This window comes from Micromonospora desertarenae (genome assembly GCF_056150265.1).
This window is the reverse complement of the sequence record NZ_JAXCFQ010000001.1, coordinates 597,314-609,927: the sequence shown is the minus strand read 5'-3', so window position 1 is coordinate 609,927 and position 12,614 is coordinate 597,314. Positions and strand designations below refer to the sequence as shown.

Sequence of the window (12,614 nt, the reverse complement as noted above, 5' to 3'; positions counted from 1 at the left end):
CGTGCCCAACACGACACTGTTTCGTCGAGGTGAACCGGCGGCGCGGTAACCCATCGACTGGTGACCTCCGAGACGTGGCTTCACCGACCGGTGGTCACGGCCGGCCGGGGCGGCACCCCGGCGGGCCGCCGCATCCCCCCGCTACGGCATCCGGCGCGACGGCGCGCGCCCGCCCTGGCAGTCACTCGTCAGGAAGGGACAGCTCAACGATGTCCACCACGGACGGTTCCACCCACCGACCCCGACGATGGTTCTCCGCCGGCTCGGCACTGCTCCTGGTCGCCGCGGCCGGCACGGTCTCCCTCGGCGCCGGCCCGGCCGCGCTCGGCGGCCCCGCGCCGGCCCAGGCCCACCCGATCACCGCCACCGACTTCCAGCAGGTCGAACTCGCCCGCGGCGTGGCCGAGATGGGCGAACCGATGTCGCTGGCCGTGCTGCCCGACCGCTCGGTGCTGCACACCGCCCGCAACGGCACGCTGCGCCGCACCGACGCGGCCGGCACCACCACGGTGATCGGCACGATCCCGGTCTACACCCACGACGAGGAGGGCCTGCAGGGCGTCGGGGTCGACCCGAACTTCGCCAGCAACCGGCACGTCTTCCTCTACTACGCGCCGCCGCTGTCCACCCCCGCCGGGGACGCGCCGGCCACCGGCAGCGACTTCTCCGCCTGGCAGGGTGTGAACCGGCTGTCCCGGTTCACCCTCAACGCCGACTTCACGCTCAACCAGGCCAGCCGGGTCGACGTGCTGGACGTGCCGGCCGACCGGGGGCTCTGCTGCCACGTCGGCGGGGACATCGACTTCGACGCCGCGGGCAACCTCTACCTGTCCACCGGCGACGACACCAACCCGTTCGACTCCGCCGGGTACGCGCCGATCGACGAGCGCACCAACCGCAACCCCGGCTACGACGCGCAGCGCAGCGCGGCCAACACCAACGACCTGCGCGGGAAGATCCTGCGGATCAAGGTGAACGCGAACGGGACGTACTCGATCCCGGCCGGCAACATGTTCGTCGACTCCGACGCGCGGACCCGGCCGGAGATCTACGCGATGGGCTTCCGCAACCCGTTCCGGATGAGCGTGGACCGGGCCACCGGCATCGTCTACGTCGGCGACTACGGCCCGGACGCCGGCTCCACCAGCACCACCCGCGGCCCCGCCGGCCAGGTCGAGTTCAACCGGGTCACCGGCCCGGGCAACTACGGCTGGCCGTACTGCACCGGGACGAACACCAGTAGCGAGACGTACAACGAGTGGAACTTCGCCACCAACGCCACCGGGCCGAAGTTCAACTGCGCCGGTGGGCCGACCAACAACTCGTTCCGCAACACCGGGCTGCCCACCCTGCCGGCGGCCAAGCCGTCCTGGATCCGGTACGGCGGCGACGCCGGCACGCCGCCCGAGTTCGGCGGCGGCTCCGAGTCGCCGATGGGCGGGCCGGTCTACCGGTACGACGCCGCGTCGACCTCGACCACCAAGTTCCCGCAGTCCTTCGACGGGCAGTTCTTCGCCACCGAGTTCGGCCGGGGCTGGATCAAGCCGATCCACGTCAACGCCGACGGCTCGCCCGGCACCATCGACAGCTTCCCGTGGACAGGCAAGCAGGTGATGGACTCGGCCTTCGGCCCGGACGGGGCGTACTACGTGCTCGACTACGGCACCGGCTACTTCAACGGCGACGCCAACTCCGCGCTCTACCGGTTCGACCACATCGGCGGCGGCAACCGGGCGCCGACCGCGGCGGCGAGCGCCAACCGCACCTCCGGCGCCGCCCCGCTGGCCGTCACCTTCTCCTCGGCCGGCTCGTCCGACCCGGAGGGCGGGGCGCTGACGTACGCCTGGAACTTCGGCGACGGCACCAGCTCCACGGCGGCCAACCCGACGAAGACGTACACCGCCAACGGGACGTACACGGCCACGCTGACCGTGCGCGACCCGCAGGGCGCCACCGGCAGCGCCAGCGTGGTCATCACCGTCGGCAACACCGCGCCGACGGTGACCATCAACAACCCCGGCAACGGCCGGCTCTTCTCCTACGGCGACACGGTGCCGTTCAGCATCACCGTCACCGACCCGGAGGACGGCACGATCGACTGCACCAAGGTCAAGATGACCTACGTGCTCGGCCACGACCAGCACGGGCACCAGATCACCTCGCAGAACGGCTGCTCCGGCGCGATCACCATCCCGGTCGACGGCGAGCACGACGAGGCGGCGAACATCTTCGCCATCTTCGACGCCGAGTACACCGACGCCGGCGGGCTGACCACGCACACCCAGCACACCCTCCAGCCCCGGCACCGGCAGGCCGAGCACTTCAAGACCTCGTCGGGGATCAACACCTTCGACAAGGCCACCGCCGAGGGCGGCAAGACCGTCGGTGACATCCACAACGGTGACTGGATCGCGTTCCAGCCGTACCAACTCGGCAACGTGACCTCGTTCACCGCCCGGGTCTCCTCGGCCGGCGCGGGCGGCACTGTGCAGATCCGGGCCGGCTCGGCCACCGGCACGGTGCTCGGTTCGGCGACGGTGCCGGTGACCGGGGCCTGGGACGCCTTCACCACGGTGACCGGGACGGTGGCCGGCGCGCCGGCCGGCACCACCACGCTCTACCTGACCTTCGCCGGCTCCGGCACCGGGGCGCTCTACGACGTGGACGCCTTCACCCTGAACACCGGCACCGCCAGCGGCGGCACCGGGCCGATCCGGGGGCTCGCCGGCAAGTGCCTGGACGTGCGCAACGCGGGCACCGCCGACGGTACGCAGATCCAGCTCTACACCTGCAACGGCACGGCGGCGCAGACGTGGACGGTGACGCCGAACTCGACGATCCGGGCGTTGGGCAAGTGCCTGGACGTCTCCGGTGGCGGTTCGGCGGACGGTACGAAGATCCAGTTGTGGACCTGCAACGGCACCGGTGCGCAGAACTGGTCGGCGCAGGCGGACGGGACGGTGCGCAACCCGCAGTCGGGCAAGTGCCTGGACGTCTCCGGCAACAACTCCGCCGACGGCACCGCCGTGCACCTGTGGACCTGCACCGCCGCCGCGAACCAGAAGTGGACCCTGCCCTGAGTTGACCGGAGGGGCCGCCGGTCACGGCGTACCGTCGGCACTGGTGGCCCCTCCTGACCGGAATTGGGAGAGCGACATGCGCAGACTCCTCCGACCCGTCCTCGGCGCGGCCACCGCCGTCCTCGCCACCCTCGCCTGCACCACCCCGGCCACCCCGGCCAGCGCCGCCGACGCCCCGTACGACGTGCTGGTCTTCTCCAAGACCGCCGGGTTCCGGCACGACTCCATCGCGGTCGGCACCCAGGCCATCCGTGACCTCGGGGCGACGAACAACTTCACCGTCACCGCCACCGAGGACGCCGCCCAGTTCACCACCGCCAACCTCGCCCGGTTCGAGGCGGTGGTCTTCCTCAACACCACCGGCGACGTGCTCAACGCCAGTCAGCAGAGCGCCTTCGAGTCGTACATCGGCTCCGGCGGCGGGTACGTCGGGGTGCACGCCGCCGCCGACACCGAGTACGGCTGGTCGTTCTACGGCAACCTGGTCGGGGCGTACTTCGCCTCGCACCCGCACATCCAGCAGGCCAACGTCAAGGTGGAGAACCGGGCGCACGCGGCCACCGCGCACCTGCCGCAGACCTGGACCCGCACCGACGAGTGGTACAACTACCAGACCAACGCCCGGTCCACGGCCCGGGTGCTGGCCACCCTCGACGAGTCGTCGTACTCGGGCGGCTCGATGGGTGCCGACCACCCGCACTCGTGGTGCAAGACCTACAGCGGCGGCCGGGCCTTCTACACCGGCGGTGGGCACACCCAGGCGTCGTACACCGAGCCGGCGTTCCGCGCCCACCTGCTCGGCGGCATCCGCTACGCGGCCGGCCGGGCCAAGGCCGACTGCCGGCCGGAGACCGGCTACACCACCCTCTACAACGGCTCCACCACCGGCTGGTCCCAGGCCGGACCGGGCAGCTTCAGCAACGCCGACGCCACCCTCACCTCGGTCGGCGGGATGGGCCTGTACTGGTACAGCGCGAAGCAGTTCAGCAACTACTCGCTCAAGCTGGACTGGCGGCTCGCGGGAGACGACAACTCCGGCGTCTTCATCGGCTTCCCGCCGTCGAGCGACCCGTGGTCGGCGGTGAACAACGGCTACGAGATCCAGATCGACGCCACCGACGCGGTCGACCGGACCACCGGCGCGGTCTACACCTTCAAGTCCGCCGACATCGCCGCCCGGGACGCGGCGCTGAACCCGCCGGGGGAGTGGAACACCTACGAGCTGCTGGTCGAGGGTGAGCGGCTCCAGGTCTTCCTGAACGGGGTGAAGATCAACGACTTCACCAACACCGACCCGGCCCGCTCGCTCGCCGGCCACATCGGCATCCAGAACCACGGCACCGGCGACGACGCCTCGTTCCGCAACATCCGGATCAAGGAACTGGGCACCACCCCGCCGCCCACCGGCACCGTCCAGGCGGAGGCGTTCAGCTCGGCCAGCGGGGTCACCCCGTTCAGCAAGGCCGGGGCGAACGGCGGTCAGACGCTCGGCTACATCGACCCGGGCGACTGGGCGGCGTACAACGGTCTCGACCTGACCGGGGTGACCTCGTTCAAGGCGCGGGTCGTCTCCGGCGGCCCGGGCGGCACCATCCAGGTCCGTACCGGCTCGGCCACCGGCACCGTGCTCGGCTCGGTCGGGGTGCCGAACACCGGCAGTTGGACCACCTTCGCCGACGTCACCACGAACCTCGCCGGCGTCCCGTCCGGCACCCAGAACCTCTACCTGACCTTCACCGGCTCGGGCTCGGGGCTCTTCGACGTGGACGACTTCACCCTGGTGCGGGGCAGTGGCGGCGGCACCGGCACCGGGCCGATCCGGGGCCTGGCCGGCAAGTGCCTGGACGTGCGCAACTCCGGCACCGCCGACGGTACGCAGATCCAGCTCTACACCTGCAACGGCAGCGCCGCGCAGACGTGGACGGTGACGCCGAACTCGACGATCCGGGCGTTGGGCAAGTGCCTGGACGTCTCCGGTGGCGGTTCGGCGGACGGTACGAAGATCCAGTTGTGGACCTGCAACGGCACCGGTGCGCAGAACTGGTCGGCGCAGGCGGACGGGACGGTGCGCAACCCGCAGTCGGGCAAGTGCCTGGACGTCTCCGGCAACAACTCCGCCGACGGCACCGCCGTGCACCTGTGGACCTGCACCGCCGCGGCGAACCAGAAGTGGACCCTGCCCTGACCCTTGCCCTGCCCTGACCTTGTCGTGAGGGGCGCGGTGGCCGTGCCGTCGGCGGCGTCGCCCGTCGCACATCCCATGGAGCCTGATGACTCAGAGGTATGAATATGCCTCTGAGTCATCAGGCCCGGCCGGATCTCCCCACTCGGATCACGACACGCCGGCATCAGGTGCGCCCCGCCCCGAAGGACCGTAGGGAACTCGCCCCGGCCCCCGGCCGTCTCCGTCCGTGGCCTACCACGAGCGGCTGCCCGTCGCCTCCGCCCGCTGCCGGTCGCCGCTCACCGGTGGGGCCTTCCGTGGCGGTGGCGGCGGCCATAGAGTGGGGGCGGCGATCGTGGAGGTGGCCGGCGATCCGGCGGGAGGCGCAACCCGGCGGGTCCAGGTGCTTCGCGTACCCGTCGGCATCGCCGCGCTCGCCGGGCACCACCGGTCACCCTCGCCCCGGTCCGCAGGTACGGAATCCCCATCACGACAGGGGAGAAGGACAATGGCGCGACCCATCACGCTCTTCACCGGCCAGTGGGCCGACCTTCCGTTCGACGAGGTCTGCCGGCTCGCCTCCGAGTGGGGCTACGACGGGCTGGAGATCGCCTGCTGGGGCGACCACTTCGAGGTCGACAAGGCGCTGGCCGACGACTCGTACGTCGACCGCAAGCGGGAGATCCTCGCCAAGCACAACCTGAAGGTCTACGCGATCTCCAACCACCTGGTCGGCCAGGCCGTCTGCGACCACCCGATCGACGAGCGGCACCAGGACATCCTGCCGGCCCGGATCTGGGGCGACGGGGAGCCGGAGGGCGTACGCCAGCGGGCCGCCGAGGAGATCAAGGACACCGCGCGGGCGGCGGCGAAGCTCGGTGTGAAGACCGTCGTCGGCTTCACCGGGTCGTCGATCTGGCACACCCTGGCGATGTTCCCGCCGGTGCCGCCGTCGATGATCGAGCGCGGCTACCAGGACTTCGCCGACCGGTGGAACCCGATCCTCGACGTCTTCGACTCCGTCGGGGTGCGGTTCGCCCACGAGGTGCACCCCAGCGAGATCGCGTACGACTACTGGACGACGAAGCGCGCGCTGGAGGCGATCGGCCACCGGCCCGCGTTCGGGCTGAACTGGGACCCGTCGCACTTCGTCTGGCAGGAACTCGACCCGGTCAACTTCATCTTCGACTTCGCCGACCGGATCTACCACGTCGACTGCAAGGACGCCAAGGTGCGCACCGGTGACGGCCGGCGCGGCCGGCTCTCCTCGCACCTGCCCTGGGCCGACCTGCGCCGCGGCTGGGACTTCGTCTCCACCGGCCACGGCGACGTGCCCTGGGAGGACTGCTTCCGGGCGTTGAACGCGATCGGCTACGACGGCCCGATCTCCATCGAGTGGGAGGACGCCGGCATGGACCGCCTGGTCGGCGCCCCGGAGGCGCTCCAGTTCGTCCGCCGGCTCGCCTTCGACGCCCCGGCCGCGGCCTTCGACGCCGCGTTCAGCAGCAAGGACTGAGCGCGCCGCGTTCAGCAGCAGCATGGACTGAGCGCGCCGCGTTCAGCAGCGCGGACTGACCGCGTAGCGCGAGGGGCCGCGCCGGGTTTCCCGGGCGCGGCCCCTCCTGCGGTGTCGGGTCCGTCAGCCCCGCAGACCCGACATGTGCTGGAAGCTGACCTCCGCGTAGCGCAGCGACCGGCCCGGGTCGGCGGCGCCACCCGGCGCGTTGTCCTGCTCCCACATCGGGTTGTGGTAGCCCTTGGCGCCCATGTTGGCGAAGAAGTGCCCGTAGTCGATGTCGCCCTGACCCAGCGGCACCATGTCGTACCCGGCGCTGCTGGCCGGGTTGAACGCGCCGTCCTTGGCGTGGAACAGCGGGAACCGGATGGGCTGGGCGGCGACCACGGCCAGCGGGTCGAAGACGCTGGTCTGGGTCACCCCGTCCGGGTCGGTGTAGCTGCGGAACCGGTGCTGGGCCACGTGCGCCCAGTAGATGTCCATCTCGAACCAGACCCACTCCGGGTTGGTGCGCGCGATGAAGTACTCCAGCTTGCGCACGCCGGAGGACCGGGTCGGCCGGCCCTGCGCGTCCAGCGGCCCGCTGTCCAGCAGGAAGTTGTACGCCGCGTCGTGGTTGTGCGTGTACAGCTTCAGCCCCCGGGCGGCGGCCATCTCGCCGAAGGTGTTCCACCGGTCGACGGCGGCGTCCCAGTCGGCCTTGTAGTTGCTGCCGGTCGGGTCGCTGCCGGTGCCGATGTGCTGCATGCCGAGGATCTCGGCGGTGTCCAGCGTCCGCTCGAACGCGGCGATGGTGTCCGGCGTGACGGTGCCCGGGATCGAGGCGTGCGAGCCGTTGGCCCGCAGCCCGTTGTCGTCCAGGATCTTGCGGATCTCCTGCGGTGTGATCTGCCGGCCGAGGATGGAGGTGTGCTGGTTGTAGCCGGCGAACTCCACCTCCTTGTAGCCGATCTCGGCGAGCCGGGCGAGCACCCGCTCGAAGCCGTACGGCACCCCGCTGGCGTCCGGGGCGGCGCCGATCCGGTCCCGGACGCTGTAGAGGATGATGCCGCGCTTGCCGGCCGGGACGAGCAGGCCGTTGCCGTTGGCGCTGGCGGCGGAGGCCCAGCCGGTGGCCCCGACGGCGGCCGCGCCGGCGACACCGGCGAGGGCGCCGAGCATCCGGCGACGGCTCATGCCGTGCTGACTGTCGTTCATCTCCTGCTGCCTTTCTCGGTGCTGGTGATGGGTGGGCCCGGCCCGGGTCACCGGCGGTGACCCGGCGCACGGGAGGATCCGGCGGCGCCCGGGGGCCGCCGGGCGGCGGCCCCCGGGCACCGCGTCACGGTGCGACGCCGATGCCCTGGCCGGCGAACTCGATCCAGTTCAGGTTGCCGAAGCCGCTGGCCGGGCCGCCGGGCACGGTGGTGAAGACGAGGTAGAGCCGGTGCGTGCCGCCCGGGTCGGTGATCGGCACGGTGGTGCTGGTGAAGGCGTTGTTACCGGTGGTCGCGTTGACCGTGGCGGTGCCCAGCAGCGGGCCGGTGGGGGAGTCGAGGCGGAACTCGACGCCGAACCGGGGCTGCCCGGCGGTCGCGGCGCTGCCGCCGCTGGTGCGCAGGGTGACCGACTGGATGTTGTGCAGGTTCACCGTGTTGTTCACCGCGATCCAGTCACCCGGGTCGAGGCTGCCCCGTTGCTGCCCGCCGCCGGTGTCGGCGCTGTTGCCGACGGTGGTGCCGGACTGGTCCCGGGCGAACTCCACCTGCTGGCGCTTGTCCTGGATGATCTGCTGGTCCACCGTGGTCAGGGCGGGTTGCCCGTTGGCGCCCTTGTCGGTGTATGAGGCGCTGACCACGCCGTAGATGTAGCCGCCGTGGGAGGCGTCGTCGGCGATCGTGGGCAGCACGCCCGAGCAGCCGAACTGGTTGGCCTCGCCGTGGCCGTGCTCGTCGTGGCCGAGCACGAAGGTCACCTCGACCTTGCCGCAGTCGATCGGACCGTCCTCCGGGTCGGTGACCGTCACCGACCAGGGGATCCCGTCACCCCAGCTGAAGAAGCCGCCCTCCAGCGGGGTGTCGACGGTCACCGTGGGCGCGGTGTTGCCGACAGTGATCGTGGTGTTCGCCGACGCGCTCTTGCCGCTGGAGTCGGTCACCGTGAGCCGCGCGGTGTAGACGCCGTTGGCGGTGTAGGTGTGCGTCGGGTTCGGGTCGACCGAGTCGGTCGTGCCGTTGCCGTCGAAGTCCCAGGCGAACGAGATGGAGTCCGCCGGGTCCGGGTCCTTCGATCCGTCGCTGGAGAAGGCGACGGTCAGCGGCGCGTGCCCGTTGGTGGGCGTCGCGCCCAGCACCGCGTTCGGCGCCCGCAGGCCCTTGACGTAGCTGAACTTCAGCATCGCCGCGTCCGGGTTGACGTTGAAGAACCCGTCGCCGTACGTCAGCAGGTAGAAGTTGCCGTCCGGGCCCCACTTCATGTCCATCGGGTTGTCGCAGAGGAACGGCCGGGCCGGCGTGCTCGGGCCGGGGCCGCAGTCCAGCACGTTGTTGATCTTCAGGATGTCGCCCTGGCCGTCAAGCCGGATCTCCTTGAGGGTGTCCCGGGTGAACTCGCCGAAGAAGATCGACCCGTCGAAGTACGCGGGGAACTTCGTCTCCGACCTCAGCTCCGGGTCGTAGTCGTAGCGCGCCGCGCCGTGCGGCCCGACGCCGCCGGTGCCCAGCTCGGGGAAGAGCACCGGGCAGGTCTGCGTCGGGGTGGACAGGTAGGACTCCGGGCAGGGGGTCGGAGCCTGGAAGGAGTACCACAGCTCCGACTTCTCGACCGCCGGCAGGTCGGTCAGCCCGGTGTTGTGCCGGGAGGTGTTCTTCGGGGCCGCGCAGTCGAACGGCGCGACCGGGGAGATCGGGCTGGTGGTCCAGTTCATCTCGATGTACGGCAGGTTCGGCTGCACGCACATCGGCCAGCCGTAGTTGGCCGGCTTGTCGACCACCATCATCCGGCCGGTGCCCGCCGGTCCCCGGCCCACCGCGGCGGTCGAGGAGTCGGGGGAGTAGTCGGTGACGTAGGCGACGTCGTTGCGGTCGTGGGTGATCCGGAACGGGTTCCGGAAGCCCATCGCGTAGATCTCCGGCCGGGTCTTGTCACCCGGGTCCCGCGCCTCCGGGAAGAGGTTGCCCGCCGGCACCGTGTAGCTGCCGTCCGGCTGCACCGAGATGCGCAGGATCTTGCCGCGCAGGTCGTTGGTGTTCGCCGAGCTGCGCCGGGCGTCCACGAAGGGCGCCTGGTAGACGCCGGTGGCGCTCACCGAGTCGTTGTGCGGCGAGAAGCCGCCGGAGCCGCCACCGCCGGCCGGGGTGTCGTCGCCGGTGACCAGCCACAGGTTGTTCTTCGAGTCGAAGGCGATGTCGCCGGCCACGTGGCAGCAGGCGCCCCGGTCCACCGGCACCTGGAGGATCTTCTGCTCGGTGGCCAGGTCCAGCGAGGGCGTGTCCCCGTCGACGAACTTGAACCGGGACAGCTGGAAGTAGCCCTTCCACCGGTCCCACGCGCTCGGGTCGGTGCTGGTGGTCGGCGCCCCACCGGCGGGGGTGTCCAGCGGCGGCGCGTAGAAGAGGTAGACCCAGCGGTTGGTGGCGAACTCGCGGTCGATCGCCGGGCCGTACATCCCGTCCTCGCTGTGGGTGTAGACCGGGATCTGGGCCAGCACGGTGGTCTCGTTGCTCTCCGGGTCGTGCAGGCGTACGCCGCCGCGGCGGTCGGTCTGGATGACCCGGCCGTCGGGCAGCACGTCGAAGCCGATCGGCTCGTTGACGTTGGGCTGCGCCCCGATGACCTCCATCTGGTAGTTGGCCAGCACGGTGGCGCCGCAGTCGCCGTCGGTCACCCCGGCCGCCCACTGGATCGCGCCGCCGAGGTGCGCCCGCAGGTCGGTGCTGCCGAAGCTCTCCGGCGTCGCGCCGAGCCCGGTGTAGAAGGAGCGGCCGCCCTGGTAGTCCTTGCACCAGGTGACCGGGTGGTCGAAGCCCATCGTCCCGCCGGCGTACGTCTTCTCGTCCACCGTGGCCAGGACGTGCGAGACGCCCCGGACGTTGGCGGCGAAGTTGTACCAGCGGTCCGGGTGGGTCCAGCGCTCCGGCAGCGGGGCCGAGGCCGGGTGCACCCGGTCGGCGACGGTGACGGTGGCCGCGGCCGGCGCCGACGCGGCGCCCACCGCCCGGGTGCCGAGCACGTCGTCCAAAAAGGACCATCCGGGCTCGGCCTCGATCGCGGAGTGCACGCCGACGAAGCCGCCGCCGGCCCGGTAGTACCGCTCGAAGGCGGCCCGCTGGTCGTCGGTGAGGACGTCGCCGGCGGTGTTCAGGAACACCACCGCGCGGAACTGCTTGAGGTGCGGCTCGTCGAACTTGCGGGCGTCGTCGGTCACCTCGACGGTGAAGCGCCGGTCGTTGCCGAGCTGGCGGATCGCGTCCACCCCGGCGGCGGTGGCGGCGTGGCCGCCGCCGGCTGACCGGGTGAAGACGAGGACCTTGTACTCGATGCCGTTGCTGGTCGGTGCCGGTGCGGCGAGCGCCGGCGCGGGCTGCTGCTGGGCCGTCGCGACGAGTGTCGCGCCGACGAGGGTGAGCAGGCTGAGGAAGGTGGTGGCCCTTCGGCCGATCGGTCTGCGCATCGAACCTCGCTCTGGTCGGGCGGGTCCGCCCCAGCGCCGGGACGTCGCTGAGGAGGTCGCGGGGGAGTACCAAAGAGCCTGGCCAGGTTCTACGCAGGACGATATTTGCGAGCGAGACTAAAGAGAAGAGGCTGGAGGCAGAAGTTTTCGATGGTCGGGTCGAACTTTTGCTCCAAACAGGCGAAAGTGGCGGACGGCCCGCCGACCTGGGGCGGGGCCGTCCCCGGACACGACAGCGGGCCGGTCACCACCAGGTGACCGGCCCGCTCGCGGATGAGCTCAGAGGGTGCTGCCGCTGGTGCCCGAGCTGGACGGCTTGCGAGTCGCGCTGCCGGCCGACGTCGACCCGGAGGTCGAGCCCGCCGAGCCGGTCGAGCTGGAGCTCGACGAGCCGGTCTTGGCGCCGACGGTGGCCGGCGTGCCGGCGAACGCGTCGTCGGCGGCGGTCAGCTCCTGCTTGCTGCCGTTGCCGCCGAGCTTCTCGCCCAGCTTCGACTGGCCGAGCTTGTCCTTGCCCTCGCTGTAGAGCCGGGTCGCCTGGGCCTGCGCGACACCCGCCGCCTCCTGCACGGTGGGGTGGTCGAGCACCTTGCGGCCCCGGATCACCAGCTCCTCGTACTTCTCCCGGCCGGCACGGGCGCCCAGGACGAATCCCGCAGCCAGCCCGCCAAGAAACATGATCTTTCCGCGCATGGCGGCTCCTTCCGTACCTGACGCGCCGTCGTCCCGTCGGGCTCACCCCGGCGGGAGCGACCACCTCGCGCCTGCGTTCTCTGTCCGCAGCTAACTACCCATCCTGCTCTCCGCTCATACCTCCTTGTGCCGCGATGACGAATTGTCCGTATTATTCATGGTCGGTCCGGGTCGCGACCGGCCCGGATCGGTGGGTAACCCCCTCGACCAACACCCCCGGGAGTCCTGTACTCTTGTCCCGTCGCACGGCGAAGGAGAGATCCGGAAACCGGGCAACACGGTCCCCCGTAGCTCAATTGGCAGAGCAGCCGGCTGTTAACCGGCAGGTTTTTGGTTCGAGTCCAAACGGGGGAGCCACTCCACTCGACGCCCGTCGGCCCCGCCGGCGGGCGTTCGTCGTTCCCGGCGACGGCGTGCGACACGCACCCCCGTCCGCTGCGGCCCGTCCGCCGCCGGAAAGGCGAGCCTCTTCCGTTTCGCCCACCCCGGCGCCGTTCGCCCGGCAGGATG

Annotated in this window: 6 protein-coding genes and 1 tRNA gene; 4 read left to right on the top strand and 3 right to left on the bottom strand. The window is 71.0% G+C overall.

Annotated elements, in window-relative coordinates; translation table 11 throughout:
- Positions 1-209 precede the first annotated feature (209 nt).
- From SM577_RS02805 to SM577_RS02795, 3 genes are all read left to right on the top strand, one after another.
- Positions 210-3,080: a PQQ-dependent sugar dehydrogenase gene (locus tag SM577_RS02805; RefSeq protein WP_474581897.1), complete on the top strand. Its 2,871-nt coding sequence runs from the start codon at positions 210-212 to the stop codon at positions 3,078-3,080.
- Positions 3,081-3,156: 76 nt separating this feature from the next.
- A complete protein-coding gene (locus tag SM577_RS02800; RefSeq protein WP_474586203.1) occupies positions 3,157-5,265 on the top strand; it encodes a ThuA domain-containing protein in 2,109 nt (702 codons plus the stop codon).
- A 487-nt stretch (positions 5,266-5,752) separates the two neighbouring features.
- Entirely contained in the window at positions 5,753-6,760 is a 1,008-nt protein-coding gene (locus SM577_RS02795; protein WP_474586202.1) for a sugar phosphate isomerase/epimerase family protein, read from the top strand.
- 123 nt (positions 6,761-6,883) lie between these two features.
- Here SM577_RS02795 and SM577_RS02790 read toward each other — a convergent pair whose 3' ends face one another.
- From SM577_RS02790 to SM577_RS02780, 3 genes are all read right to left on the bottom strand, one after another.
- Positions 6,884-7,957, bottom strand: a complete 1,074-nt coding sequence (locus tag SM577_RS02790) for a sugar phosphate isomerase/epimerase family protein (RefSeq protein WP_474581899.1) — start codon at positions 7,955-7,957, stop codon at positions 6,884-6,886.
- Between the two features lie 124 nt (positions 7,958-8,081).
- Positions 8,082-11,411: a ThuA domain-containing protein gene (locus SM577_RS02785; protein WP_474586201.1), complete on the bottom strand. Its 3,330-nt coding sequence runs from the start codon at positions 11,409-11,411 to the stop codon at positions 8,082-8,084.
- 279 nt (positions 11,412-11,690) lie between these two features.
- Positions 11,691-12,104: a hypothetical protein gene (locus tag SM577_RS02780; protein WP_302918931.1), complete on the bottom strand. Its 414-nt coding sequence runs from the start codon at positions 12,102-12,104 to the stop codon at positions 11,691-11,693.
- 281 nt (positions 12,105-12,385) lie between these two features.
- On the opposite strand from SM577_RS02780, the gene SM577_RS02775 reads away from it, so the two are divergent.
- Positions 12,386-12,461: transfer RNA gene (locus SM577_RS02775), tRNA-Asn, on the top strand.
- The last annotated feature ends 153 nt before the right edge of the window (positions 12,462-12,614 follow it).

Coding starts and splice junctions, on each gene's coding strand:
- SM577_RS02805 (WP_474581897.1), top strand. CDS start 210: ATGTCCACCACGGACGGTTCCACCCACCGACCCCGACGATGGTTCTCC.
- SM577_RS02800 (WP_474586203.1), top strand. CDS start 3,157: ATGCGCAGACTCCTCCGACCCGTCCTCGGCGCGGCCACCGCCGTCCTC.
- SM577_RS02795 (WP_474586202.1), top strand. CDS start 5,753: ATGGCGCGACCCATCACGCTCTTCACCGGCCAGTGGGCCGACCTTCCG.
- SM577_RS02790 (WP_474581899.1), bottom strand. CDS start 7,957: ATGAACGACAGTCAGCACGGCATGAGCCGTCGCCGGATGCTCGGCGCC.
- SM577_RS02785 (WP_474586201.1), bottom strand. CDS start 11,411: ATGCGCAGACCGATCGGCCGAAGGGCCACCACCTTCCTCAGCCTGCTC.
- SM577_RS02780 (WP_302918931.1), bottom strand. CDS start 12,104: ATGCGCGGAAAGATCATGTTTCTTGGCGGGCTGGCTGCGGGATTCGTC.